Raw genomic sequence first — 25,552 nt, 5'->3', positions numbered from 1 at the left:
ATGAGTGACGAAGTGGCAAAATCAGGGTTTGTGTTCACCATTGGCCTTACAGGGCACCGTGACATTCATCCTGAAGCTGTCGCCCACATACGTGCGGCACTACGAAATGAACTTGAGGCTCTCAGAGAACGGTTTGCTGCCCTTCCGGTCGAGCTTGTGACCGGACTGGCTCAGGGCGCCGATACACTCGCGACCGAGGTTGCAATTGAGATAGGATTGCCCGTGCGCGCGGTTCTGCCAATGCCCCGTGCTCTCTACGAGGCAGACTTTGAGGGCGAAGCGCACTCGGACTTTATTCGACTTTTAAATGACGCGCGCGTCAAAGTGCAGGAGTTGCCTCTTCCCTTTGGCACTGTGGAGGACAATTACGAAGGTGACGCGTCTCGTGATGCCCTTTATGCGCGGCTCATGGATTACCTTGTTAGACGTTCAAATGTCCTTATCGCGCTTTGGGATGGAGAGGTGACGGGGCTTACTGGTGGATCATCCGACGTGGTCGTTCGCTACCTCTCCGGTTTAGAGCCACAAACGCGGCAGGCTCGCAAACTCGAAGCGGTCGGTGACGCCGAGTTGGCCGATGATCGATCCGACCTCGCGATTTGGATCAAAGCACCTAGGCAGGCGGGCGAAGTTGAGCAGGCCGACGTGCAGACAAGCTATCTGGTACAGGCGGGTGCTACCGGCCTTATCTGTCGCCTGCCGCAAATCCCTGATTTCGTACTGGAGCGCTGGAGCGAGTTTGACCAGTATGCCATCGAACGGGACACAGAAACAGGCACCGATCTGACCGCCTATCCGATCTCTACCCCGGATGATATCAAGATATCAGAAGTCGCTTCCTCGATCGACGTGGATTTCCTGCGTGCGGATCAACTTGCTCTCGCAAATCAGCGTCAATCGGATCGTCTCTTTAAGCTTTTCGGCCTCATGGCCGCCCTGATGGGGCTGACATTTCTGCTCTATGCTAAGATTGCCGCACTGAAACTGTTTCTCATCGCTTATGTGGCTCTGTTTGCGGGAGGTTTCATACTTTTCGCCATTGGCTCAAGGCGCGGCTGGTTTGGACGTCACCTCGCCTTCCGCGCGCTGGCCGAGGCACTCCGAATCCGATTTTTCCTCGTCTTGTCCGGAGGTGGTGCAACAGGCCAGACAAGGCGCCTTTTCCGACTAACCAGCATTGAGCGTTTCAAAGGCTTCGGATGGATTGGCGATGCAATCCGATGCACAGAACCCTTGACCTACGAAAGCACTGTGCCTGCCAAAGATAGGGTTGCGACGGCATCAGAAAGATGGGTCAAGGATCAAGCGGCATATTTTTCACGAAAGCATCACCAGTTACACGGTGAGCATGAACGTCTGGAAACAGTAAAGAAGTTCCTGTTTCTTGCTGCGTTTCTCGGTGCAGTGTCGCTGCTTTTTTTCAAGAAGTCTCTCTACGGTTTTCATATCGGCGATCTTGATGGGAAGACCATTGTCGTCTTCCTCATGGGGCTTTTGCCGCTTTGGCTTGCAATATGGGAGATCTACCAAACGAAAATGGCGACGCGTGAGCTGCTCTGGCAGTACGCAAATCAGGGAGAGCTTTTTGAACTCGCTGAGCGGCGTCTCGAGGCAATCTCCGACCCTATCCACGCACAGGATGTGATTTCGGATTTGGCGGAACGCTCGCTCATGGACGTGGTCCAGTGGAGCACACACCGCTACCACCGCGAACACGAACCGCCATCTGCAGGATGAACAAGGAGGTGGAAGATAGCAGCGATTTCAAGGCGCAACTTTCAAAGTTGCGCCACGACATTCGCACACCGGTAGGCCATATCATCGGCTACGCCGAGATGATTGAGGAGGATCTGCCACCTGATCTCCTGAAGACATTTTCGGGAGACCTTCAAGCAATCCAGAATGCAGGTCACAAAATGCTTGCCCTTATAGAAGATTTCTTGGGCGCTTCGACGGACTCGCCCGAGGAGGTCAATGTAGGTGACGCTCAGTTTCAGTTTCGAATGCAACTCAACCACATAAACGGTTATTCGGAAATGATCTTCGAGGAGGCGACAGACCTCGACGAAGCCGAGTTCATATCTGACCTGGAAAATATCGCCGACGCGGGGCGAGCAGCGCTAAGTCTCGTAGATGACATCCCGCAACGTTTGCTCGAAAAAAACGCAAACAAAAAAACCGCGCCAAAGAAAAAAGGCAAATTCTCTCCGCAACAAGACATGTCGATAATTACCAGTCAAATCGGCCAAGGGGGCGAACTCTTGCTGGTAGACGACGATCCGTCAAACCGCGAGCTATTAAGGCGGCGTGTTAAGCGCATGGGATACTCGGCGCGGACGGTGTCCAGCGGAGAGGAGGCCCTTGCCCTCCTCGAAACCGATCGATTTGACCTTGTCCTGCTTGATTACATGATGCCCGGCCTGACTGGCCTTGAGACCCTGCAGCGAATGAAGGCGTCTTCTCGCCTGCGCACGATCCCGGTGATCATGCTGTCTGCGTCTGACGATATTGAAATGATGGTCGATTGTATCCTTCAGGGTGCCGAAGACTACATATTTAAGCCGTTCAATCCGATCCTGCTTCAAGCGCGGATCAGTGCTTGTCTTGAAAAGGTCCGCCTCCGCCAGAACATCTCAAAGCAATTCAGAATATTCATTTCTTCACCCGGCGACGTCATTCCCGAACGGCGAGTGGCAAAAACTGTGATTGGGCGTCTTAACGAGGAATTCTTTGGGCGTGCCTATCTGATCCCAATTCTCTGGGAAGAGGAGCCCATGCTGGCTTCTGAGACTTTCCAGGCTCAGATCCACCCACCGCATGAGACGGAAATCTACGTTGGTATTCTTTGGTCTCGCATCGGCTCGCCTCTACCTGATACGATCCTGAGACCTGACGGGACCCGATACGAATCTGGTACGGCATTTGAATTCGAGGACGCACTAGGCGGTTTTAAGCAGCAAGGCTCTCCGGAGATGCTTCTCTACAGAAAGCAGGGGGCGCCGACGTTGTCGCTCGAGGATCGTGACGTTGTTCTCGACAGGCTCGACCAGATCGACAAGCTCACCCGGTATCTCGATCGCTGGCTGATTGGCGAAGACGGCTCCTATATCGGAGCTTTTCATATGTTTGAAACAGAGGAACAACTCGATTCAATGCTCGAGATGCATCTACGGAAACTCGTTGAGGCTCGGCTGGCAGCGGATACATCGACGGAAACAGACGCAGCTTAAGGTTTCGTACCGATGTTCTGGTCAGGAATAAAAGAAAGGGAAGACAAGATGGCAAAAATTCTTCTGGTTGAAGACAATGAGATGAACCGAGACATGCTGTCTCGCAGGCTCAAGAAGAAGGGCTACGACGTCGTGATGGCGTTTGACGGCCAGCGCGGTGTCGAGATGGCGTCAGAGGAAAGCCCCGACATAATTCTGCTCGATATGAGCCTTCCGGTCATGGATGGCTGGGACGCGGCACGGCACCTCAAAGCCAGTGACCAAACAAAGAGCATTCCGATTATCGCGCTGACAGCACATGCCATGGCGGGTGATCGTGACAAGGCCCTGGGTGCGGGTTGCGATGACTATGATACCAAGCCGGTCGACATAAAGCGACTTCTTGAAAAGGTTGAACAATGGCTAAACGCGTGACGCTGCAAGGCACCAATACTCGCTGCCTCTGGCAGTTCGTCTGATGTCGAATATTGATCTGCTCTGGGTCATCTTTGCCAGTGCGCTGGTCTTCCTGATGCAGGGTGGGTTCTTATGCCTTGAGAGCGGGATGACCCGCTCAAAAAACAGCATCAACGTCGCGATCAAGAACCTCGCTGATTTTTGTCTGTCCACGCTGGTCTTCTGGGCTCTCGGCTTCGGTCTTATGTTCGGGCTGAGTTATCAAGGGTGGATCGGATCGGACCTGTTCTCCATCGACTTTGCAAAGGCGTCCCCGTCTCTTGCTGTCTTCTTCTTATTCCAAGTGATGTTTTGTGGGGCCGCGGTCACGATCCTCTCTGGGATTGTCGCCGAGCGGATGAAGTTCGGGGCCTATCTCTTCGTCGCGGTGATCGTATCGGGGTTTCTCTATCCAATTGCCGGGCACTGGAGTTGGGCTGGCCTTGACGGCGCTGGTGGATCGGGCTGGCTTGCGGATTTGGGGTTTGTGGATTTTGCCGGTTCGACGGTGGTTCACAGCGTTGGCGGCTGGGCTGGGCTCGCGCTTGTCTTGATTATCGGCCCGCGCTTGGGGCGCTTTGATGACGGCTCGGACGCCCAGGCCATCACCCCGTCAAACATGCCCACCGCCACACTTGGCGCTCTTTTGCTTTTCATCGGCTGGCTTGGCTTCAATGGTGGAAGCACATTGGTGCTGGACGAAACCGTGCCGTCGATCCTGATCAACACGGTTGTCGGGGGATGCGTCGGCGCTATGTCGGCAGGGGGGCTTCGCTATGCGGTCAACCAGCGGCTCGACGTTGATCAGTTCATCAATGGCGCACTGGGTGGGCTAGTCGCCGTTACCGCGAATTGTTTCGCCGTCTCGACAGGATCCTCTGCCCTGATTGGCCTGGTTGGCGGCATGATCGTCGTCTTTGTCAGCCAGATCCTCGAGACCCTGAAGATCGACGACGCAGTCGGCGCAATCCCCGTGCACCTAGGGGCCGGGATATGGGGCACTCTGGCAACCGGGCTCTACGGTGATCTCGAAACCCTTGGCACAGGGCTGAGCCGCCTCGAACAGATCGGCGCCCAAGGTCTGGGCGTGCTTGTCTATGGCATCTGGACCTTCGGTATGGCCTTTCTGGTCTTCTCCGCTGGCAACGCGGTCTTCCGCTTTAGGGTGACCAGAGAAGAAGAGATCGTCGGACTCAATATCTCGGAACATGGGATGCAGCACGAAAGTGAGATGACGACTGCAGAACGACATTCATTTGCGAGCGCCGGATGAAACCTCTACGCGCTCGATATGTCGCGACTAAAGGGCAACTGCAAAGCCACCGCTTCTTCCGGCGGAGGATCGGTTGATGGAGGACATTGATCTTCTTTGGGTGGTCATCGCCAGTGCCTTGTTGTTCTTGATGCAAGCGGGTTTTCTTTGCCTCGAAACGGGAATGACCCGCTCGAAGAATAATATCAACGTCGCGATCAAGAACTTCTGTGACTTCTGTGTGTCGGTCCTGGCGTTCTGGCTTGTGGGCTTTGGGCTGATGTATGGTCTCAGTTATCGAGGGTGGATCGGGTTGGATCTATTCGCACTCGATTTCGCCAAGGCCACCCCGTCTCTTGCGGTCTTATTCTTGTTCCAAGTGATGTTATGTGTGACATCGGTCACGATCCTATCGGGGATCGTCGCCGAGCGGATGAAGTTTGGCGCATATCTCTTCGCCGCTATAATCGTGTCCGGGCTTCTCTATCCCGTTGCAGGTCACTGGAGTTGGGCCGGTCGCATAGCAGAAGGATCGGGCTGGCTTGCGGATTTGGGGTTTGTGGATTTTGCCGGTTCGACGGTGGTTCACAGCGTTGGCGGCTGGGCTGGGCTCGCGCTTGTCTTGATTATCGGCCCGCGCTTGGGGCGCTTTGATGACGGCTCGGACGCCCAGGCCATCACCCCGTCAAACATGCCCACCGCCACACTTGGCGCTCTTCTTCTCTTCATCGGCTGGCTTGGCTTCAACGGTGGCAGCACATTGGTGCTGGATGACACTGTGCCGTCGATCCTGATCAACACGGTTGTCGGGGGATGCGTCGGCGCCATTTCGGCCGGTGGGCTTCGCTATGCGGTCAACCAGCGGCTCGACGTTGATCAGTTCATCAATGGCGCACTGGGTGGGCTAGTCGCCGTTACCGCGAATTGTTTCGCCGTCTCGACAGGATCCGCTGCCCTGATTGGCCTGGTTGGCGGCATGATCGTCGTCTTTGTCAGCCAGGTCCTCGAAACCCTGAAGATCGACGATGCGGTCGGGGCAGTCCCTGTGCACCTGGGGGCCGGGATATGGGGCACACTGGCAACCGGTCTCTACGGGGATCTTGACACCCTCGACACAGGCCTGAGCCGCCTAGAACAGGTCGGAGTTCAGGGGCTCGGTGTCCTTGTCTACGGCATCTGGACCTTCGGAATGGCCTTTCTGGTCTTCTCGGCTGGCAACGCGATTTTCCGGTTCAGGGTGACCAGGGAGGATGAAATCTCCGGGCTCAATATCTCTGAGCTCGGGATTCATCAGGAGAGTGAACTGCAAGCTTCAATATCAACGCCCGTTGGAACAAGGCCATGAACAAGAACTCTGTCAACAGAACGGGATATGGTGGAATGGAGTCTTTCCAGAAGCTCTTCAAACGCCGGGCGCTGCTTATGGGCGGCGGCGTCTTTGCCTCGATGCTTTTGGTACATCCGAGGGATCTGCTCGCGCAAGCAGAGCGTTCTGATGGGCCTCGCAGAATCAACTTGTCAGGCCGCCAGCGGATGCTGATCCAGCGAGCCGGAAAGTTTGTCTGTCTTGCCTATCAGAACCCCGATCCAGCCCCACTTCTTGCGGCTGCTGCAGAGACAGTGGCGCTGCATCAGATAGCCGAAGCTGGGTTGAAGGACGGGGACGACGAGCTCGGACTTGAGCCGGAAACCAATGCCTCGGTTTTGAGTGCGCTGACACGCGCGAACAATGCCTTCTCCCCGTATGGCCAGACCATCCGTGATGCGATCGAGCGCCGACGCGTCGAGCAAGCGCATCTGCAGGCGATTTCGGACCTCAACGGTCCTGCGCTTGCCGAAATGGATGCCGCGGTCAACCTGATCGAGAGAGTTTACAAAAGCGCAGAGCTTTCCGAGCAAATGGCCATGCTCATCAATATCTCAGGTCGACAGCGCATGTTTACTCAAAGGCTGGTTCTGTTGCTATGCCTCTCTCGTAGCGGATTAGCGTCACCTGATACCCGTCAGGAACTCTTCAGAATCATGAACAGGTTTAGCATATCGCTGAATATTCTGAACCGGGTGACACCTGGAGCGCTGAAAGATGCAAAATCTCAGCCAGTCATTGAACGTCTAAACTCAGTTCAAGGTGACTGGGCGGCGCTTAGGGAGTTTATTTCAACTAACACAAGGTCCACCGGAACTCAGGTTACCGGTGACATCCTCGATGTCGACAAACAAGCAGAAGATCTTCTCAAGAGGATGAACGCAATAGTTCTGCTATATGAAGAGGCCGCCGCAGGAAGGGAGCAGGGATATGAAGACTGAAAGGCCAATCTCAAAAATGGGATTGACGATCGGCACCAAACTGGCGGCGATCAGCATAGTCATTTCCATGGCTGCTGTCTGTATCGCGGCCGTATTGGCTGGATACTCGTCCAATGAAGCCCTGAAGCGTGCGGCGTTCGAAAGACTGACAGCCGTTCGTGAGCTCAAAGCGCAACAAATTGAGGGCTATTTCTCCCAAGTCGAGGATGAGCTTAACTTCATTGCGGAAAGCGCATCTCTGAAAGAGCACCTCCAAAAACTGCGACGGGGTGTCGTTTATCTAAAGACGTCCGATGAACTCATAACATCGCAATCTCAAGATAAATTAACGAAATACTACTTTGAGGATTTTCTACAACGGTATGAGATGGAATCCGGTTCCACTGCAGATGATACTCTGATCGACGAACTGTTACCCCAGGACCGATTGGCGATTTTTCTGCAGAACCAGTACATCGTCGATCCACGACTTGTGGATGAGGCGCAATTTGAAACATATTTTGGGTCTGCATTTTCAAAATTGGATCAGCCACTAAGCGAATTTCAGAACCGTTTCGGTTTTTATGACGTCTTTCTGGTTGAACCTGATGACGGCCGCATTGTGTACTCCGTTGAACGTGAAATCGATTTTGGCACGAGCCTATTAGACGGCCCGCATTCAAACACGAACCTCGCACAAGCAGTAACGGCAGCGATGGCTGCCAGTCCTGGTCAAGTCATCCTCGCCGATTTCGAACCGTATGTCCCCTCATTCGATGCACCGGCGGCTTTCGCCGCTCTGCCCGTTTACGATGGAGCAATACCGATTGGGGTGCTTGCCGTACAACTTCCTCTCAGCAGGATCAACGCGATCATGACTTCCAACGAGGCTTGGAGCGACGTTGGTTTGGGTGAATCCGGCGAAGCATATCTTGTTGGCCGTGACAAGCTCTTGCGCAATCAGTCGAGATTTCTGATCGAAGATCGAGAAGAGTATCTCGAATTGATCGGTGAGGTTGGCCTTTCAAGCTCGATCATCGACCAAATTGAACGGACGAACAGTTCCGTTGGCTTGCAAGAGGTCGATACCGTTGGAACGCGGGCAGCTCTCTCAGGACGCACCGGAACAGAGATCTTCCCCGACTACAGAAATGTCGAAGTCTTGTCCTCATATCGCCCGCTTGAGATGTCGGGGCTAGATTGGGTCATTATGAGCGAGATCGATCGCGAAGAAGCCCTGCACGATGCGGATCAACTGATCGACCGATTGATCTTGGTCGCTTCCATAGTTCTGGCCATCGCAATCTATGCGTCCTATCTGTTTTCAATTTCACTCACCCGTCCACTAAGGCTGCTGTCTGGCAGCACCGCGAGACTAACCGCTGGCGAACTTGACGAGCCCATTGAGGTGCAAACAAGCGACGAGATTGGCGAGCTTGCGCAGAATTTCGAGGCATTACGCTTATCAATTATTCAGTCTCTTGAGGAAGTTGAAAACCAAAAGTCGATGTTGGAATCAACCGTGGCTGCACGGACGACCGAATTAAACGAGGCTTCGGCCCAGCTTCAGCTTGCGTTGTCGAAGATGTCGAACGGCATCTACATGCTTGATGCCGACATGAATTACGTCCTGGCAAATGAGCGCTACACCGAGATGCTTGCGCTGCCCTCAAGGCTGGTCGAACCGGGGCAGCCGGAAGAGGAGGTCATTCGCTGGCACGCGGAAAACGGTGACTACGGGCTTGGAGATACTGAACAGCTAATCCGTACGCGGATGGAAGCCCTCGCCGAGGGCCACTCCTCAAACGCTGTCCTCAATACGGCGGCTGGCCGGACGATTGAAATCAGAACAACGCCAATCAGCGGAGGAGGACTCGTCGGGGTCGTTACCGACATCACAACGATCAAGCGTAACGAAGCTGAGCTCGTTGCACAGAACGAAAACTTAAAGAAGATTCAAGGCGATCTCGCGTTTAGTGAGCAGAGAATATCGAAGATTATTGAAGCCAGTCCCATTGGTATCCTTTCTATTGACAGAAAGGGAACAATTGAGACATTCAGCTCGGCTGCTGAACAAATTTTTGGTTACTATGCGTCGGACATTCTTGGAAAGAACATCAAGATCTTGATGGAAACAAGCGTCGCCGTTGAGCACGACCTTTATCTTGAGCGCCGGGTTCAAGGTGGATCGTCAACGGTTGTTGGTCAAAGTCGGATCGTTAACGCCGTTCGAAAAGATGGATCGGTATTCAAACTGGAGGCGCGGGTTGAGGAAGTTCAAGTCGGAGATGAAATCTTCTATATCGGGCTCGTCGAAGACATAACGGAACGCTTGGAACTGGAACGAAAAGCCGAGGAGGCGCGTGAGCAGGCGGAACGGGCGAATGAAGCAAAGAGCGCGTTCCTTGCAAATATGAGCCACGAACTTCGCACACCGATGAATGCGATCATTGGATACTCAGAAATGTTGGCGGAGGATGCTGAAGATGACGGGCTAGAAGACATGCTCGGCGATCTGAACAAGATTACCAACGCTGGTAAGCATCTTCTGTCCCTGATTAACGACGTGCTGGACCTCTCCAAGATCGAAGCTGGAAAAATGGATTTGTTCCTTGAAGACTTCGCCGTCAAGGACATTGCAGAAGACGTTGCTAGTACAGCACTTAGCCTAATCGAAAAGAACGCCAATGAGCTCGTTCTGGATGTCGATCAGGAACTAGGCTCCATGCACGGCGATGTAACGAAAGTTCGCCAGATCCTCTTCAATCTGATCTCCAACGCCGCGAAGTTCACAAAGGAAGGAAAGATTACTCTTTCTGCCAATGCGGCCTCCATATCTAATGAACCGGCAATTCGGTTTGCGGTCACCGATACCGGGATCGGAATCCCTGAAGACAAGATTGAGCACATATTCGCGGAATTCTCTCAAGCGGATGAATCTACGACACGCGATTACGGTGGAACCGGTCTAGGGCTCGCCCTCGTGAAGAGATTTTGCGAAATGATGGGCGGCAGCATCCGTGTCGAAAGTACAATTGGGCAGGGTTCAAGTTTTATCGTCACACTGCCCAAGAAAGCCGCAAAGAAGCACCAAGGTCTTGAAGAGGAGGCGCGCATTTCAGACGCAACGCCCGAGCCTTCCTCACCGGACCAAGGGACGGAAACGGCTTCAAGTCAGCCAATTGAGGACGCTTCTGATCGAAACACAGTCCTTGTCATTGATGATGAGGCATTGGCTCGTGAGCTTCTGAAGAAACGCCTGGAAGCAGAAGGCTGTTCGGTGTTGTTGGCCAAGTCAGGCGCTGAAGGTTTGGCTCTAGCAGCGGAACACATGCCCGCCCTTATAACGCTGGATGTGATGATGCCCGGAATGGACGGCTGGACAGTCCTCCGCCGACTTAAGGCTGACAACACATTGAAAGATATTCCGGTTGTGATGATTTCGATGGTTGGAGACAAGGCCATGAGTTACTCACTTGGTGCCGTTGAATCCCTTCAAAAACCTGTTGATAAGGCCAGGCTGTCAGGGCTTGTTAAAAAGTATGCGTCGAGCGGTCAAAAGACAGCGCTTGTCGTTGAAGACGATCCGGCTGCTCGCGAAACGATGGTACGCACGCTTCAAGGCGACGGCTGGGAGGTCGACGAAGCGGAGAACGGAAAGATTGCGCTTGGGAAAACAGAACAGCATGAATTCGAACTTATTCTGCTGGATCTCATGATGCCGGTCATGGATGGGTTTGAGTTTCTGGAAAGGCTCAGATCAAGCGACCATCCATCAGCCAACACTCCAATAATTATTGTTACAGCGATGGAACTGAACACCGAAGACCGAAAACGCCTTCAGACCAGTGTTAGCGATGTCGTGCAAAAATCTGGCGGAGATGTGGAGGGCGTATTGGAAGAAATACTGTCGCTGGTTAATCGATAGAGCGTTAGGAATTTTTAATTTGAAAGAAATGGCTGGCAAACAGGCTCCGGGGCTTGATGAGGCATTACAGGCACTTAACGGTGAAGTGACGGACTGGGAGCTTTTCCTCTCAAGTTACCCTGATACTCCGGCGGTCTTCGCCGGGGCCGACCTTTCCGAGGCGGACCTATCGGAACGCAACCTTTCAGGACTTGACCTCACCGGCGCAGACCTCTTCGAAGCCAGGCTGTCATCTGCAAACTTAAAGCACGCCAAGATGGATCGCACGGAACTGTCAGGTGCGGATCTTTCGAATGCCGGACTCTACAAGGCGACGCTGAGCGCTGCCACACTGACGGCTGCAAATCTGCAGAACGCCGATCTAACGGAGGCCGATCTCTCTGGCGCAGATTTGCGTGGAGCAAATCTTGCCGGGGCGGATCTCACTGGCGCGGACCTCCGTGATGCAAACCTAACAAACGCCGACCTTCGTGATACCTGCCTGGAAAACGCAAATATCTCGCGCGCGTCATTCTGCACCGCTCGGGTTGAAGGGGCCAATGTGACCGGCGTTGTCTACGGCAACTTAAAAGATATGAGCGGGCGCTACCTTGGAATTCGCAGCATAGACTCTGTTTACGGCAACGCGCTTTTTGTAAGAGACGCTAGGGATCAGGACTACATAGACACCTTGGAAGCATCTATTTCAAATATGCCTGCCGGTTTTGCGAAGTCCGTTGAGCAAATTTTGTTCAAGGCTTGGGGACTATTTGATCACGGCCGCAGCCTTCTAAAAGTGGGAGCTTACGCGCTATTTCTCGCAACGCTGTACGGGATCATTTATTCGTTTGATATGTGGCTGGGGTGGGGAATGATGGATTATTCCAACTCAGCGCAAAGCTGGTTTACACCCTTCTACGTCTCGTTGGTTACATATACGACGCTGGGATATGGCGATGTAACAGCTGAGAACGTTTACGGAGAGATCCTCGTGATCAGCGAAGTGGTCTTGGGATATTTTACTCTGGGCCTTCTTCTCTCGATTATCGCAAACACAATTGCTCGGCGGAGTTAGCAATATGCCACGATCTATCTGGAGCCAAACGTTGAATCGCAAAAGCTTAGCCAAATTGGCTGCAGTCTTGCTTGGCATGTCTTCTCCTGTTGCTGCCGAAGACTGCCCAATCAAGGTTGGCGTCCTGCACTCGCTATCGGGCACGATGGCGATCTCGGAAACGACGCTCAGAGACACGATGGAAATGCTCATCGACAAACAGAATGCCGCCGGCGGTGTTCTGGGCTGTGAGCTTGAGGCTGTTGTCGTCGATCCGGCGTCAGACTGGCCGCTTTTCGCTGAGCGCGCGTGGGAACTGCTGACTGTGCACGAGGTTGACGTCATCTTTGGCGCATGGACTTCGGTGAGCCGAAAGTCGGTCCTTCCGGTGATCGAAGAGCTGAACGGCTTGATGTTTTACCCGGTGCAGTACGAAGGCGAGGAAAGCTCGCGGAACGTCTTCTACACCGGCGCCGCGCCGAACCAGCAGGCGATCCCGGCGGTCGATTACTTCCTCGAAGAGCTTGGCGTTGAATCCTTCGCGCTTCTGGGCACCGACTACGTCTACCCGCGGACCACGAACCGCATCCTTGAGCAATACTTGCTGGATGCCGGCGTTCCGCAGGAAAACATCTTCGTCAACTACACCCCGTTCGGGCACTCCGACTGGTCCTCGATCGTGGCAGACGTTGTGGCCCTCGGGGAAACCGGCGAACAGGTCGGCGTGATCTCCACAATTAATGGTGACGCCAATATTGGCTTCTACTCCGAACTGGCCGCACAAGGCGTCGAAGCTGATGACATTCCGGTCGTGGCCTTCTCCGTTGGCGAAGAGGAACTGGCCGGTGTCGACACCGGTCCGCTTGAAGGGCACCTAGCGGCATGGAACTACTTCCAGTCGGCTGAAACCCGGGAGAACGAGGCGTTCATCGCTGCGTGGCATGAGTTCATCGGCACCGAAGACCGTGTGACCAACGACCCGATGGAAGCCCACTACATCGGTTTCCACATGTGGGTTCAGGCGGTGGAAGCGGCTGGCACCACCGATGTCGACGCTGTGCGCGCCGAGATGTACGGTCTTGAGGTTCCGAACCTGACCGGTGGAACCGCCGTGATGCTCCCGAACCATCACCTCGCCAAGCCGGTTCTGATCGGCGAGATCCGCGCCGATGGTCAGTTCGACATCATCAGCCAGACCGATCCGGTGCAGGGTGATGCGTGGACCGACTTTCTGGCGGACTCGGCCGTGCTGGTTTCCGATTGGCCGGGCCTTGGCTGCGGGATGTACAACACCGAGACCGATACCTGCGTTCAGATCAGATCAAATTATTAGCCATTGGCAATCATGAACGGCTGAAGCGGCCAAACTTTTAGCCTTTTCGGCTTGTATATGGCGCTCCTAGTGAGGTGCAGCGGAAATTGTATCTTTCCATTGCTTTATCAATTGATTTGGAATCTCAACTTCAGAGGATACGTCGAATTGCCCGGCAGCCCGTGTTAAGTAATCAAAATACACCTCACTATCGGCATCCGAAGCCCAGCGCATTGGGCAACTCACATCGATTATTAACCTCCCCATCTTTGCTTCTTTCGCGTCATTTTCCAAAAAAAGTTCTCGAATGCCGTCAAATCTAGACATCTGATTTGAATCTAACCTATCGCACACCAGCACAATTATGTCAGAAAATTCGATCAGTGCTGCTTCTGAAACGCTTTCATTCAGTTGGGTTGTTTGTGGTTGCTTTTCAAGAACAGCGTGGATCTTGGCCCGGACTTCCAACTCTTCTTCATCAAGAACTGCGTTCGAATCCAAAGGCTCAAGCTCGAGATTCAAACCCTCCTCCAAAGCACAGATGCAAGCCAATTCACTAACTTTACAATTGACTGAGCTGACCGTAGCGATGTTTTTTGCCCCGATGATCGAATTCAGTTTTCTGAACTGCTCTCGAAATATGGTTTCAATCATGGGCTCAATCTGCTTTGGCAACTCTGGTTGAGACAATACGCCAATTCTGATGATATTTCTCATACGCCAGTGATCCTCCCTTGGAGCCCGATCTGATTGAACCACGCCCACTTATTGGTGAGCGGCCAGATGGTGTTCTGGCGACGGGACTACGTTGTTTGATATCTCTTTTTGCGCACTCAGGAAACCGGCAACAGTCCTTTCGGCGAACCGATGCCACCAAAATCGAACGGCTTCATGGCTGACATCAATGCCCCGTTCATGGAGCAAATCTTCCACATTGCGAAGGGACAGAGGAAACCGGACGTACAGCATCACCGCCAGACGGATAATCTCACGACTTGTTTTGAAATAGCGAAATGGATCAGATTTAGTCATGTCCGGAAGGTACGAAACCGCCCTGCCCGGCTCAACCCGGTTTCCTCTGACAATGCCATCTGGCCAGCCGGCTGGAAGCCACGGGCAAGGCCGGACATATCCAGATTTCAAAGGCCACCAAGGACGCGCTGGGGCCACACGGACGGGATGCGCAAGCGCGCGATCATGTGGTCAAGGGCGTGGGCAGGATTACGTCCTATTTCCTGAAATAGACGCCCGCATCAGCTAATCTTCTGGGCTGGGCGGCAACAGGCCCGCAGGGGCTTGGTCTGCACATTCATCTGGTGGTGCAGATTCTGATCCTTCTGCGTTCTGGGCAGATGGGGCCGCTTCGCAGTGTCCCTGTTCGGGCTTTGTGCGCGCGGCCTGAAGCGCTTGCAGGCTTTGATGCCGTGCCGTGCAGCTTTGGCATTCTGCAGGGTCCGGGTTTGCTTCACTCTGTGCCATGCCTTTGGTGGCTGCCAGCAAGGCCATTCCCAAAATCAAACATCGCAACATCTGTCGTTATCCCCTGCCCGCGCACCATGTAGCGGGGTCTGCAGCCAGATAGGCGTTCAACGGTTGAACACTATTTGCATCGCCCTGCCCTTCGCGGGCCAGAAAGGCAATCGCGGCAACCTCGTGTTCCGTCAGAAACCCCAGACGGTCACGATCAGGTGCGGGCGCCATCGTCTCCAACGCTCTGAAATCCTCAAGAAATCCGGGATAGTTCTGGTTCATGTCAGCCAGCAGCGCGGGCCAGTCCGCAGCGGTGGCGCGCGCCTGATCCCGCCCGCTTTTCGTCAGAATTTGGAGGGGCCGCGGTTGCATGCCATGGCCCGCAAGCAGCGGCTCGATCGCGTTTGCCGCGTGGCGTTCGACCTTGGCCAGAAGGGTCAGTTTTTCCTTGTGATCCGGCTGTGAAAACAGCTGCGACAGTTCGGCGAAATAGGCTTCGCCTTCGATTTCTTCTTCGTAATACAGCAACAGCGTATCCAGATAGATTTGATCAGACATGTTCATTCCTGTCCTTACTTCCACCGCGCCGGTGCCACCGCTCCAGTATCAAACCCCACATCCAGCCTGTCGTGACGCAGCGGCATATCGATATCGATTTCGCAGTCGAGTTCCTGCGCATAGCGATGTCCGGCGTGAACCGCTGCGGCAATGATTGCCGGAGCTTCGCAATCCCCGATCCGTGTCAGTGTAAAGGGCAAACCATCGGGTCCTGCGGCTGCCCGCAGATCATGAAACATCGCGTCGTTCGGTTTGCGGGCCGTCACCATCACCACACTTGCCACCGACAGTGTTTTTTGCGCGCCGCTATAGGCGCATTCCAGAACAGCCTGTTCCCCGTCGAACATGTGCAAACTGTGGGCCGTTTCGATCCGGATACCCAGACCCATCATATGGGTTCGAATGCGCCAGCGTTCCGACGTGTTGCCCGCCCAATGCGATACGCTGTCAGAGGGCGTGCAATAGGTTACGTCCAGATCGGCCGCACGTATCCGCTCGGCTATGACGCCGCCCATGTAATACCCGTCACCATCATAAACCAGTACCGGACCATCCGGCATCCGGCCGTCCATGATATCGTCAGGGGTCAGGACGCGCGTGGCTGCATCGCCTGTGGCAATCGGCACATAGATCTCTTCGTTGAACAGCTCCTTGCGCCAGTGCGCGCCGGTGGCGATCGCGACATGATCCGCTTCGACCGCCATGACATCCTGCGCACTCATCAGGCTTTCGCGGAAGATATCGACATTGGTCATTTCGATCAGTTGCTGCTCGCGGTAGTCACGCACTCGGATGTATTCGCTCATTCCCGGCAGGCTGGCCTCGCGCGTGACCCGTCCGCCGATATCGCGCGTGGCCTCGGCCAGCATGACGTCATAGCCACGTTCGCCAAGGGCGCGCGCCGCCTCGAGCCCGGCCGCACCGGCCCCGACGATCAGAACACGGCTGTCCGATGCCTTTTTGGCAATGCTTTCAGGGTGCCAGCCGCGCCGCCATTCTTCGCCCATGGTCGGATTCTGGGTACACCGGATCGGCACGCCAAGGCTGTCACCGGAATAACAGACATTGCAGCCGATACATTCGCGGATGGCAGACAGGCGACCTTCCTGTATCTTTCTGGGCAGGAACGGGTCTGCAATCGACGGACGCGCCGCGCCGATGAAATCGGTGATCCCGCGCTTGACCTGAGACACCATCGTATCGGGCGAGGTAAAGCGCCCTACTGTGACCACGGGTTTGGACGTGACCGATTTTACCCATGTCATGTAAGGTTCCAGCGATGCCTCTTTGACAAAGCGGGACACGCCCATTTCAAGCGAGTAATCGGCAATGTTGATATCCCAAAGATCGGGCAGATCAGCCATCATTTCCAGCATTTCTCGGCGTTCACCCTGAATAGGCTGACCGTCTTCTCCGATTTCCTCATCTGCGGAAAAGCGTACGGCAACGGCGCAGCGGTCCCCCACCGCTTCCTTGGTTTCTTCGATCAGTTCGCGCACCAGACGCACACGGTTTTCAAGCGAACCACCGTATTCGTCCGAGCGTGTGTTCATCCGTGGATTGAGGAAATTTGAAATCAGATAGCCGTGCGTGGCGTAGACATAGACAACATCAAACCCCGCGTCGCGCGCGCGCAGGGCCGCGCGCTTGTGCCAGTGGCGAAAGGTCCGGATATCGGATTTGTCCATGGCGCGGGTCTGAAACGGATGGCCTGCCAGATTGGGCACGCTGTCTACATCCATCGAGGACAGGCGCGACATCAGGTTGGATGATCTTGCACCGCCATACCACAACTCAGCCCCTGCCAGTGAACCGTGTTCATGCACCACGTCGGTCATCAAACTGTGCGCGCGCACATCGCTATCATCCCACAGCGATGCATAGGCATGGGGCAGATCATCAGACGTGGGGTGGATAGAATTGTATTCGGTACAGACAACCCCCCAACCGCCCTCTGCCTTGACCCCGCGCATGGCCGCCAATGTGCGGGGCCGCTGCCAACCCATGCCTGTGCAATGGGGCACCTGATAGAACCGGTTGGGCGCTGTGACTGGGCCTATTTTGACCGGCTCGAACAGGATGTCATAGCGTGGGTCGCGGGTCATTATCTTGCTCCTTCGGGGTGCAGCATATCCGGCCCGATGAAAGCGCATCAGGTGCAGACCAGATCGGCTGGCGGGTTCGGTTCAGAATTCGGGCATGTCAAAATGCCCTGGAAACACGTTGGCCAGAAACGCCCCGATATGGGCGCGGGCGGTCTGGCGCGAATAACTGCCGGGATAGGTCAGGATATCCAGCCACAACCCGTCGTACAGCGCCTCGAGCAGGTTGGCGATCTGGTGCGGCGGGATGGCGTTATATCCACCCTCCTTCGCAATCTGGGTGCACAGATCGACCGAAATCTCGAACCGCTCGGAGTCGATATCCTCGATCAGTTTGCGATAGGTTTCGCGGCGCCCCGCCTCTCCGTAAAAGGCGAACCAGACGGCCAGATTCTTGTGGGTACAGATTTTCGCATGAAAATGCGCATCCACAATGGCCTGCAACTTGTCCTTTGGGCTTAGCCCTGCATCCTTGTATCCGTTCAGCCAGTGATCGTGATGCTGGCGAGCCAGAAAAACCAGCGTTTCCTCGAACAGGTTTTGCTTGCTTTGAAAATGGAAGTTGACGATGCCGATGGACAGCCCGGCAATGTCCGTCACGGTCGACATGGTCGTTCCACCGATGCCGTGTTTGGAAATCGATTCTATCGTGGCTGCGATCAACTGACCGCGCCGCACCTCTTTCGAGGCCGTGCGCGCCTTGGGCTTGACGTCGGGCTTTGATGCTCTGACCGTCTGGTTCATCTTAACATTCCGTTTTCCGTTTCGCCCCTTGCTCTAGACGTTTCATCCTGCATCCAACACCACAATCGACTCGGGCGACCAGGATAACCACATGGGCGCACCAGTCTGTTGTGATGTGTCGTTATTCACCAGTGCCAAGTGCGGGCTTGATACGGCAACCGGATCATCCTTGCCCTCTATAGTCACATAATAATGGCTTCTTTCTCCCAGATAGGCCGCGTTGCTTAATGTGCCAGCCACACTGTGCGCGGCATCTGTTTTGGTCGCGGAAAGCGCAAATTTTTCGGGTCGCAGCGCAACCTGCACATGCGCGCCATCTGGATATTCGACATCTTTGGCAGGCACGGGAATTTGACCCAGCCCTTCGGTTTCGATCGCCGCCATTGCCGACCCGTTGCGCCGGACTGTACCCCTGAAAAAGTTCATGTTGCCGATGAAACTGGCAACTTCGCGGGTTTGGGGCCGTTCGTACAACCCGGAAGGCGTATCAACCTGAAGCACACGCCCGCCCGCCATAACGGCAATACGGTCCGACAGGGTCAGCGCCTCTTCCTGGTCATGGGTGACAAACACGAAGGTGATGCCAACCTTGCGCTGCAAGGCGCGCAGTTCCAGTTGCATCTGTTCGCGCAACTGCTTGTCCAGTGCGCCCAAAGGTTCGTCCAGCAGCAGAACCTTGGGGCGCAGGATCAGGGCGCGGGCCAAGGCAATCCGCTGACGCTGTCCGCCGGACAATTCCGTGGCCTTGCGATCGCCATATCCGGGCAGCTTGATCAGATCCAGCATTTCATCAACCAGCGCAGCGTGTTTGGCCTTGGGCAGTTTCTGTTTGCGCAGGCCATAGGCAATGTTGTCGCGCACATTCAGATGCGGGAAGATTGCATAGCTCTGGAACACCATATTAACGGGGCGGTGGTGGGGCGGCACATCGGCCGAAGGCTGGCCATCAATGAAAATCTCTCCCGCCGAAGTGGATTCAAAACCCGCCAGCATCCGCAGCAACGTGGTTTTGCCGCAACCGGACGCGCCCAGCAGGGAAAAGAACTCTCCCTGCGCGATGTCCATCGAAACATCGTCTATGGCCTGAAACGAACCGAAGAATTTGTTGACGTTCCGGATGGATATGAATGCGTCAGGAGATGTCATTGTTTTGGCCTTGTCATGTGTCAGAATCCAATCCCCGGCGTCCGATCCATTGCGCGAAAAACACCAGCAAGAAAGAAACAAAAAGGATCAGTGAAGACAGCGCAAGCACTGACGGGAATTCCTGCGGGAACCGCAACTGGCCCCAGATATACATCGGCAGGGTCGGATCAGTACCGGTCAGGAAAAATGCCATGATGAATTCATCGAAAGAGATGGTGAACGTCAACAACAGGCTGGCCACCACGCCGGGCAAGACCATCGGAAAGGTGACGCGCCAGAATGTCCACCAGCCGTTTTCACCCAGATCAGCCGAAGCTTCCTCCATCGAGCGGTCAAAGCCTTCGAAGCGGGGCAGCAGCACGGCAACGGCAAAGGGCAGACACACGATCAGGTGGCCCAGCGTCACGGTGTAAAGCGAAAGCGGCACGCCAAGACGGCTCATCAGAACCAGAAGGGCAACGCCGAAAATGATCCCCGGGATCACCAGCGGCATCATGATAAATGTCACGATCGCATTGCGCCCCGGCATGCGGTAGCGGGTAATGGCACGGGCAGCCACGACCCCCAGCAATGTCGATATGACCGAAACGACAATGCCCACCTTGACGCTGTTCCACAACGCGTTCCACACCGGTTCGCGCAGCCACAACTGCCCGTACCATTCCAGCGTAAAACCCTTGAGCGGAAAGCGTACATAGATTGAATCGTTGAAGCTGAACAGCGGGATGAACAACACGGGCACATAGAGCACGATCAGAAAGATCACCGCGTATATTTGCAGGGGCCGGTTGGGCCGTTTGATATAGGTACCGTTGCTCATGCGATTTTGTCCTGCGTGGTGCGGGTCAGAAACAGGAACACCAGAGCGATTGCGGCAATCCACAGCATCAGTACGATCGACAGGCTGGCCCCCATCGGCCAGTTGTTGATTGCGCCGAATTGCAGCTGGATAAAGTTGCCAATCATCGCCCCGTCCGGCCCGCCCAGAAGGGCGGGTGTGATGTAATCGCCCGTGGTCGGGATAAAGATCAGGAACGAGGCGGCGATGATGCCCGGTATCGACAGCGGCAAAGTGATCCGGAAAAAGCGGTAGAATGGACCATCCCCCAGATCGGTTGCGGCCTCCAGAAGCGACTTGTCGATTTTTTCCAGCGACACATAAAGCGGCAGGATGGCAAACGCCGCCCAAGCATGGGCCAGTGTGATCACCACTGCCGTTTGACTGTAGAGCAGAAATTCCAGTGGCGCCTCGATCCAGCCCAGCCCCATCAGGCCGGAATTGATCACACCCTCGTACCCCAGGATCACCTTCCAAGCGAAAACCCGCAGCAGATAGCTGGTCCAGAACGGCAAGGTCATCAGAATGATCCACATCATCTTGTTGCGATGGACGTGAAAGGCGACGTAATAGGCCATCGGATAACAAAGCGCGACAGTGGCCACGGTTGCGACACCGGAAATCCAGAAGGACCGCGTCAGCAAGGCGCCAAAAATCGGTTCGTTCCAGATACGGGCGTAGTTGTTGACCGTCATCGTGGTGTCAAAACCGAACCCTTCGCGGGTCCAGAAACTCATCACCAGCAGGATAATGAATGGCACAAGAATGCCGACGGTCATAATCAGCATTGTGGGCGACATCAGAAGATAGCCGCGCAGCGTTTCATTGCGGTGCAGAAGAACCGACAACCGCGATCCTGATCGCCTTTTCGGGGCGGCATCCGTCGTCGTGCGCGAAAGGGACGTATCAGCCATACGGTTGGGTTCTTTGACTAAGGGTCAGAAAGACCCGCCGGCGTTTTACACCGGCGGGGTTGAAAAGACGGGATCAGAATCCGGCCTTGATCTGCTCGAACGTCTCGTTCATGCGGGTTTCGACTTCCTGTGTCTGCGGCAGCTGGAAGTGACCCGCCGACAGGATTTCATTCGGATTCTTGCTTAGTCCCAACCCGGCCAGGGTTTCTTCGTCAAATTCGTCGAAAGACCGGATGTTGGAATGCCCGTAGCCGTAATCGTTGATCATGAATTTTCCGGATTCAACGCTCAGCAGCGATTCAATCACGTCATAGGCACGATCAATGTTCGGCGCGTCCTTGTGAATCATCACACCGCACACCCATGTCAGCGCGCCCTCTTTGGGTCGTGCAAATTTCACGGGTATCCCTTCGGATTGCAGCAGAACGGCAGAACTGTTCCACGTCATGGCCGCCGCCATTTCGCCCGATGACAACGCCTGTTCCAGCGTGGTTGTGTCATCGGTGTATACGCGGATCAGCGGGCGCTGTTCGCGCATCACGGCCGCGATTTTGGTAAATGCCTCTTCGGTTGCGATCTCGGACATTGGTACGCCCGCCTTAATCGCACCGCACCACCATGCATCACCGGCAGACGCCAGAGACCCCAGACGCCCGGCATACCGCTTGTCCCACAGCATGTCCCAGCTTTCCTCGCCTTCCAGCTCGAACAGATCGGTGCGATACGTGACCGAGGTCTGGCCCCAGTCGAACGGTGCCATCCAGACGTTGCCGCCTTCGGCATCATTGCCCGGAAGATCGATCAGTTCGGGCATCACATCGCCCCACATCGAAATCCGGGATGTATCGATCGGCTGGAACAACCCGGTTTGCACCCAGCGCGGCATGCCAGAATTGCACGGGTGCGCCACATCGACGACGAAACCGCCGCGCATTTTGGTCAGGGCTTCTTCAGACCCGCCAAAGATCGCGAAATTCGGCATCTCGCCATGCTTGGCTTCATAAGGCTGGAACAGTTCGGGGATATCATAGCCTCCCCATGTGAAATACGATGCCTGATCTTCGGGTGCGGCCATCGCTCGACGCGACGCCGCCGGTACGGTCGCCATTGCGACACCCGACGCCAGCAGCCCCTTGGCAAACGCCCGACGGCTTAGTTTTCCTTCGCGCACAGCGCCTAGTTGATCGACAACATCCATGACAGTTCGGTCTCCCTTTGGTGCGGGCTTTCCCTTTGGGCGGGGGCCCTTCTGAATTTTTTCAGTCCCAGTTTGCGCATATCGCCATTGCGCAGCCGGCAAAAATCATTTAGCACATACTTCACTGAATGATCATTCAATCATTGAGTAATCACCCGATTGAGTCAAGAAATTTAGACGCCGTGCTTTGATGTTTCCGCTGCGCGCTCAAAGAACAGGCACATTTGAAAACATCAGACTGCGCCGCGCCAAAAGGATCGAAACCAGATGACACAGCCCACCGGAATAATCTGCTTCGAACCCAACGGCCCTGGCGGGCTGACCCGCATGGAGCTGAGTGCGGACGATTTTCACACCATGCCGTCTGAACAGAATGTGCATGTCTATTTCGAAGATCCCGAACTGGGGATGAGCGCCGGCGTCTGGAACACGACCACCATGCAAGAGGCTTTTGGCCCCTAACCCGGTGATGAATTCATTCTTGTGCTGGATGGCCAGTTTCAGATGCTCGACGAAAACGGGCATGGCGTTCCCGCCCGCAAGGGACAAAACGTGATCTTTCGCAACGGTATCCAGACCAGTTGGAAACAGGATGGATACCTTAAGAAATTCTATATCAACTACATGGATCTGCGTGCCGACACCCCGCAGATCGAAAGCGCCGCAGGCGGCGTGATTGTTCTTGATCCGGATACGCAACTGTCAGATGCGGACCTGCTGGAAAACACCAGCACGCCCCAGCGGGAAAGGGTGTTTTTTGAAAACCTGCACGGGAATTTCGAAGTCGGCTTATGGGATACACAGACCCTGTCAACGGAACTGGAACCGTTCGGATACCATGAATTCGCCCACGTTCTGGAGGGAGAGGTCACGCTGCGCGAAGCTGACGGGACCGAACACCATTTCAAGTCCGGCGACGTGTTCTTTGTGCCCGCAGGAACCCTGTGCAGCTGGCATGTGCCCCGCTACCTGCGCAAATACTATGCGGCGCTGAACCCCGCGATCCGCCCCCAAAGGACAGCGCCATGATCCCCGTACGTGACCACGCCACAGGTGCCAGTGTAGACGAAATACCCACGAATCCCGATGTTGTGATCATTGGGGCCGGTGCCGCCGGAATGGCAGCCGGCCGCACGTTGCGAAAGGCAGGTATATCCCGTGTGATCGTCGAAGCCGCAGATCGCGTCGGCGGGCGCGCCCATACCGAAAGTGTCAGCTTCGGGGTTCCGGTAGATCACGGATGTTCCTGGGTTTCAGGATCAGACAAAAACCGATTTGCCAAAGTGGCCCGAAAGAAAGGGTTCACCCTGATCGATCATACCAATGCCGGAATTGATCTGTTTGATCTGGACGGCAACAGGGCCAGCGAAACCGAATGGGCCGCGTATCTTCGTGCAGTACGGGAAACCGAACGTGCACCCACCAAAGCCGGAAAAAAGGGCAAGGATGTTCCGGCCTCGACCGTGATCAAGGGCATGCCCTATTGCGCGACTGTGCAGTCATGGATGGGGGCGATGGATTACGGCGTTGATTTTGATCAGGTTTCCACGATGGAGTTATGGGACTCGGCCGATGATCAGCCCAGTGCCTTTGTGGCAGAAGGTCTGGGCGCTGTCGTCGCGACACAGGCCAGGGGGTTGCCCATCAAACTGGGAACCACCGTCACGACTGTCGATTGGTCCGGTCAAGGCGTCAGGGTTGAAACATCACGCGGAACACTTGCCGCCAAGGCCTGTCTTGTCACGGTTTCGACCGGCGTATTGAACGCCAACAAGATCCGCTTTGTTCCCGACCTGCCCGATCGGAAAAGACAGGCTGCCGCCGACATCCCGATGGGGTTGCTGGTGAAAGTCCCGATGCTGTTTGATGGCGCCCGTCTGGGATTGGATGAAAACAACTGGGTCACATACCGCATTCCCGAAGATAGCGCCGGCGAAGCCTGTTACTTCATCGCCTGGCCCTGCGGGCATGATTACCTGTTCGGCAATATCGGCGGCCGTTTCGGATGGGCGCTTTCGCGTGAAGGGCCGGATGCCGTCGTGGATTACGCGCTGACCCAACTGGTGCGGATCGTGGGCAGCGATGCGCAAACATTTCATCAAGGGCTTTGCAACGGACTGGGCAGAAAACCCCCTGACGCTTGGAGCCTATGGTGCGGTGCGCCCCGGTGCGGATGGTGCACGCGACATCCTGGCAGAGCCCCTGGCAGGCCGCGTATTCTTTGCCGGAGAAGCGATGGGGGGCGCCAGATCGGCGCTTGTCAACGGCGCTTACAACAGCGGAAAAGCTGCGGCCAAAAAGATTGCGAAAACCCTGCGCTAACCACGATCACGATGCCGGGTGTTGCGCCATCCACTCTGCCCGCGTCAGTTCGAACCATGCAACGGATTCGCCATAAGCACGGCCCGTTCCACAATCACGCATGCCCGATTTCTTCAGCACATGTTGCGATCGGAAATTTTCCGGATCAGTGCAGGCCACCACCTCGTCCAGGGCCGTCTGCTCAAAGGCAAATTGCAACAACCTTTTGCAAATCTCGGTCGCGTACCCTTTCCACCAAGCCGATGGTTTCAACAGATAGCCCACTTCGATCCGGTCATCGGGTTAGGCGTCGGGCACGACCTGTGACCAATCAGTATCTTCACCTTCGATCGGGATCGGCGTCAGCACGCCATCGCCGATTTTTTCACCCGTTTCCCTGATCTGCGCACACCAGATGCCAATGCGCCCACCTGCCCCGCGCCGGGTGGCATCTGGCATGTGTTCAGACACCTCATGCGCCGTCATGGCATCTGAAACGTAGCGCATCACATCGGGGCTGCTCAGCACTTCGAATGCAATATCCTCATCATCCGGCGTGAATGGCCGCAGCACAAGCCGCGGCGTTTCCAGAACCAGCCTTTCGGGGGGCAGATCGCCATCGACCACAAGTGTGCTCTGCCGGCTTTTGGCGATTTTGCCCTGCTGATTTTGTTTCGTCATACCTGATCTCGTCGCACGTTCGATCATGCCAAACTGCGTGCGTTACCGCTACAACGCAAGGCATTCCGGATCACGCCTGCCTCTTTTTCAACCTCACCCACTGAATGGACATTCAATCAATTGA

General features: G+C 55.2%; 22 protein-coding genes and 3 pseudogenes. 14 read left to right on the top strand and 11 right to left on the bottom strand.

Features of this window, described 5'->3' with window-relative positions:
* The 9 genes from C1J05_RS06825 (at position 1) to urtA (ending at position 13,497) form a co-directional block, all read left to right on the top strand.
* Complete coding sequence (locus C1J05_RS06825; RefSeq protein WP_114869587.1) at positions 1-1,737, top strand: hypothetical protein; 1,737 nt, start codon at positions 1-3, stop codon at positions 1,735-1,737.
* A gap of 8 nt (positions 1,738-1,745) precedes the next feature.
* The gene (locus C1J05_RS06820; RefSeq protein ID WP_205389145.1) at positions 1,746-3,230 is read left to right on the top strand and encodes a response regulator; all 1,485 of its coding nucleotides are present in this window, start codon (positions 1,746-1,748) and stop codon (positions 3,228-3,230) included.
* Between the two features lie 48 nt (positions 3,231-3,278).
* Positions 3,279-3,644: a response regulator gene (locus C1J05_RS06815; protein ID WP_114872168.1), complete on the top strand. Its 366-nt coding sequence runs from the start codon at positions 3,279-3,281 to the stop codon at positions 3,642-3,644.
* Positions 3,645-3,687: 43 nt separating this feature from the next.
* Complete coding sequence (locus C1J05_RS06810; protein ID WP_114869585.1) at positions 3,688-4,938, top strand: ammonium transporter; 1,251 nt, start codon at positions 3,688-3,690, stop codon at positions 4,936-4,938.
* 76 nt (positions 4,939-5,014) lie between these two features.
* Entirely contained in the window at positions 5,015-6,262 is a 1,248-nt protein-coding gene (locus C1J05_RS06805) for an ammonium transporter (protein ID WP_114869584.1), read from the top strand.
* Positions 6,259-7,224 carry a type IV pili methyl-accepting chemotaxis transducer N-terminal domain-containing protein gene (locus C1J05_RS06800; RefSeq protein WP_114869583.1) on the top strand — a complete coding sequence of 322 codons (966 nt, stop codon included), beginning with the start codon at positions 6,259-6,261 and terminating at the stop codon, positions 7,222-7,224. Before C1J05_RS06805 ends, C1J05_RS06800 begins: the two co-directional genes overlap by 4 nt.
* Entirely contained in the window at positions 7,214-11,131 is a 3,918-nt protein-coding gene (locus tag C1J05_RS06795) for a response regulator (RefSeq protein WP_162797948.1), read from the top strand. The genes C1J05_RS06800 and C1J05_RS06795 overlap by 11 nt, the downstream gene beginning before the upstream one ends.
* Before the next feature lie 28 nt (positions 11,132-11,159).
* A complete protein-coding gene (locus C1J05_RS06790; RefSeq protein ID WP_254684784.1) occupies positions 11,160-12,185 on the top strand; it encodes a pentapeptide repeat-containing protein in 1,026 nt (341 codons plus the stop codon).
* 76 nt (positions 12,186-12,261) lie between these two features.
* On the top strand, positions 12,262-13,497 hold the full coding sequence (gene urtA, locus C1J05_RS06785; RefSeq protein WP_114869580.1) for an urea ABC transporter substrate-binding protein: 1,236 nt from the start codon (positions 12,262-12,264) through the stop codon (positions 13,495-13,497).
* 66 nt (positions 13,498-13,563) lie between these two features.
* On the opposite strand, the gene C1J05_RS06780 is transcribed toward urtA, so the two are convergent.
* Complete coding sequence (locus tag C1J05_RS06780) at positions 13,564-14,193, bottom strand: hypothetical protein (protein ID WP_114869579.1); 630 nt, start codon at positions 14,191-14,193, stop codon at positions 13,564-13,566.
* 144 nt (positions 14,194-14,337) lie between these two features.
* Positions 14,338-14,508: pseudogene (locus C1J05_RS06775) on the bottom strand (IS6 family transposase); the annotation flags it as partial.
* A gap of 59 nt (positions 14,509-14,567) precedes the next feature.
* On the opposite strand from C1J05_RS06775, the gene C1J05_RS22110 reads away from it, so the two are divergent.
* Entirely contained in the window at positions 14,568-14,720 is a 153-nt protein-coding gene (locus C1J05_RS22110) for an adenylate/guanylate cyclase domain-containing protein (protein ID WP_114872167.1), read from the top strand.
* A gap of 292 nt (positions 14,721-15,012) precedes the next feature.
* Here the strand turns inward: C1J05_RS22110 and C1J05_RS06760 are convergent, their stop codons facing one another.
* From C1J05_RS06760 to C1J05_RS06730, 7 genes are all read right to left on the bottom strand, one after another.
* Positions 15,013-15,504: a hypothetical protein gene (locus C1J05_RS06760; RefSeq protein WP_254684729.1), complete on the bottom strand. Its 492-nt coding sequence runs from the start codon at positions 15,502-15,504 to the stop codon at positions 15,013-15,015.
* A 14-nt stretch (positions 15,505-15,518) separates the two neighbouring features.
* On the bottom strand, positions 15,519-17,609 hold the full coding sequence (locus tag C1J05_RS06755) for an oxidoreductase (protein ID WP_114869576.1): 2,091 nt from the start codon (positions 17,607-17,609) through the stop codon (positions 15,519-15,521).
* An 81-nt stretch (positions 17,610-17,690) separates the two neighbouring features.
* Complete coding sequence (locus C1J05_RS06750) at positions 17,691-18,350, bottom strand: TetR family transcriptional regulator C-terminal domain-containing protein (RefSeq protein ID WP_114869575.1); 660 nt, start codon at positions 18,348-18,350, stop codon at positions 17,691-17,693.
* 42 nt (positions 18,351-18,392) lie between these two features.
* The gene (locus C1J05_RS06745) at positions 18,393-19,496 is read right to left on the bottom strand and encodes an ABC transporter ATP-binding protein (protein ID WP_114869574.1); all 1,104 of its coding nucleotides are present in this window, start codon (positions 19,494-19,496) and stop codon (positions 18,393-18,395) included.
* A 13-nt stretch (positions 19,497-19,509) separates the two neighbouring features.
* The gene (locus C1J05_RS06740; RefSeq protein ID WP_114869573.1) at positions 19,510-20,316 is read right to left on the bottom strand and encodes an ABC transporter permease; all 807 of its coding nucleotides are present in this window, start codon (positions 20,314-20,316) and stop codon (positions 19,510-19,512) included.
* Positions 20,313-21,248, bottom strand: a complete 936-nt coding sequence (locus C1J05_RS06735; protein WP_114869572.1) for an ABC transporter permease — start codon at positions 21,246-21,248, stop codon at positions 20,313-20,315. Before C1J05_RS06735 ends, C1J05_RS06740 begins: the two co-directional genes overlap by 4 nt.
* 73 nt (positions 21,249-21,321) lie before the next feature.
* Positions 21,322-22,446 (bottom strand): ABC transporter substrate-binding protein, encoded by a 1,125-nt coding sequence (locus tag C1J05_RS06730; RefSeq protein ID WP_114869571.1) that lies wholly within the window; start codon positions 22,444-22,446, stop codon positions 21,322-21,324.
* A 267-nt stretch (positions 22,447-22,713) separates the two neighbouring features.
* Here C1J05_RS06730 and C1J05_RS21850 point away from each other — a divergent pair, with 267 nt between their 5' ends.
* The gene (locus C1J05_RS21850; protein ID WP_254684728.1) at positions 22,714-22,908 is read left to right on the top strand and encodes a hypothetical protein; all 195 of its coding nucleotides are present in this window, start codon (positions 22,714-22,716) and stop codon (positions 22,906-22,908) included.
* 42 nt (positions 22,909-22,950) lie between these two features.
* Entirely contained in the window at positions 22,951-23,475 is a 525-nt protein-coding gene (locus C1J05_RS06725; RefSeq protein ID WP_254684727.1) for a cupin domain-containing protein, read from the top strand.
* Here C1J05_RS06725 and C1J05_RS21845 read toward each other — a convergent pair.
* Positions 23,427-23,684, bottom strand: coding sequence for a hypothetical protein (locus C1J05_RS21845; RefSeq protein WP_254684726.1), 258 nt, complete (start codon positions 23,682-23,684; stop codon positions 23,427-23,429). The genes C1J05_RS06725 and C1J05_RS21845 overlap by 49 nt on opposite strands.
* Here C1J05_RS21845 and C1J05_RS22105 point away from each other — a divergent pair.
* Positions 23,565-24,503: pseudogene (locus tag C1J05_RS22105) on the top strand (flavin monoamine oxidase family protein); the annotation flags it as partial. The gene C1J05_RS21845 and the pseudogene C1J05_RS22105 overlap by 120 nt on opposite strands.
* A 25-nt stretch (positions 24,504-24,528) precedes the next feature.
* Positions 24,529-24,768 carry an FAD-dependent oxidoreductase gene (locus tag C1J05_RS06710; RefSeq protein WP_114869570.1) on the top strand — a complete coding sequence of 80 codons (240 nt, stop codon included), beginning with the start codon at positions 24,529-24,531 and terminating at the stop codon, positions 24,766-24,768.
* Between the two features lie 6 nt (positions 24,769-24,774).
* Here C1J05_RS06710 and C1J05_RS21840 read toward each other — a convergent pair.
* Positions 24,775-25,428, bottom strand: a pseudogene (locus tag C1J05_RS21840) (GNAT family N-acetyltransferase).
* Positions 25,429-25,552 lie beyond the last annotated feature (124 nt).

This window comes from Sulfitobacter sp. JL08, assembly GCF_003352045.1.
Lineage (GTDB): Bacteria > Pseudomonadota > Alphaproteobacteria > Rhodobacterales > Rhodobacteraceae > JL08.
The sequence above is the reverse complement of the archived record's forward strand: the minus strand, read 5'-3'. Positions and strand labels throughout refer to the sequence as shown.

Bases quoted from the DNA above. Each gene is read 5' to 3' on its own strand.
- C1J05_RS06825 (WP_114869587.1), top strand. From the start codon at position 1: ATGAGTGACGAAGTGGCAAAATCAGGGTTTGTGTTCACCATTGGCCTT.
- C1J05_RS06815 (WP_114872168.1), top strand. From the start codon at position 3,279: ATGGCAAAAATTCTTCTGGTTGAAGACAATGAGATGAACCGAGACATG.
- C1J05_RS06810 (WP_114869585.1), top strand. From the start codon at position 3,688: ATGTCGAATATTGATCTGCTCTGGGTCATCTTTGCCAGTGCGCTGGTC.
- C1J05_RS06805 (WP_114869584.1), top strand. From the start codon at position 5,015: ATGGAGGACATTGATCTTCTTTGGGTGGTCATCGCCAGTGCCTTGTTG.
- C1J05_RS06800 (WP_114869583.1), top strand. From the start codon at position 6,259: ATGAACAAGAACTCTGTCAACAGAACGGGATATGGTGGAATGGAGTCT.
- C1J05_RS06795 (WP_162797948.1), top strand. From the start codon at position 7,214: ATGAAGACTGAAAGGCCAATCTCAAAAATGGGATTGACGATCGGCACC.
- C1J05_RS06790 (WP_254684784.1), top strand. From the start codon at position 11,160: ATGGCTGGCAAACAGGCTCCGGGGCTTGATGAGGCATTACAGGCACTT.
- urtA (WP_114869580.1), top strand. From the start codon at position 12,262: ATGTCTTCTCCTGTTGCTGCCGAAGACTGCCCAATCAAGGTTGGCGTC.
- C1J05_RS06780 (WP_114869579.1), bottom strand. From the start codon at position 14,193: ATGAGAAATATCATCAGAATTGGCGTATTGTCTCAACCAGAGTTGCCA.
- C1J05_RS06760 (WP_254684729.1), bottom strand. From the start codon at position 15,504: ATGTCTGATCAAATCTATCTGGATACGCTGTTGCTGTATTACGAAGAA.
- C1J05_RS06755 (WP_114869576.1), bottom strand. From the start codon at position 17,609: ATGACCCGCGACCCACGCTATGACATCCTGTTCGAGCCGGTCAAAATA.
- C1J05_RS06750 (WP_114869575.1), bottom strand. From the start codon at position 18,350: ATGAACCAGACGGTCAGAGCATCAAAGCCCGACGTCAAGCCCAAGGCG.
- C1J05_RS06745 (WP_114869574.1), bottom strand. From the start codon at position 19,496: ATGACATCTCCTGACGCATTCATATCCATCCGGAACGTCAACAAATTC.
- C1J05_RS06740 (WP_114869573.1), bottom strand. From the start codon at position 20,316: ATGAGCAACGGTACCTATATCAAACGGCCCAACCGGCCCCTGCAAATA.
- C1J05_RS06735 (WP_114869572.1), bottom strand. From the start codon at position 21,248: ATGGCTGATACGTCCCTTTCGCGCACGACGACGGATGCCGCCCCGAAA.
- C1J05_RS06730 (WP_114869571.1), bottom strand. From the start codon at position 22,446: ATGGATGTTGTCGATCAACTAGGCGCTGTGCGCGAAGGAAAACTAAGC.
- C1J05_RS21850 (WP_254684728.1), top strand. From the start codon at position 22,714: ATGACACAGCCCACCGGAATAATCTGCTTCGAACCCAACGGCCCTGGC.
- C1J05_RS06725 (WP_254684727.1), top strand. From the start codon at position 22,951: ATGCTCGACGAAAACGGGCATGGCGTTCCCGCCCGCAAGGGACAAAAC.
- C1J05_RS06710 (WP_114869570.1), top strand. From the start codon at position 24,529: ATGCGCAAACATTTCATCAAGGGCTTTGCAACGGACTGGGCAGAAAAC.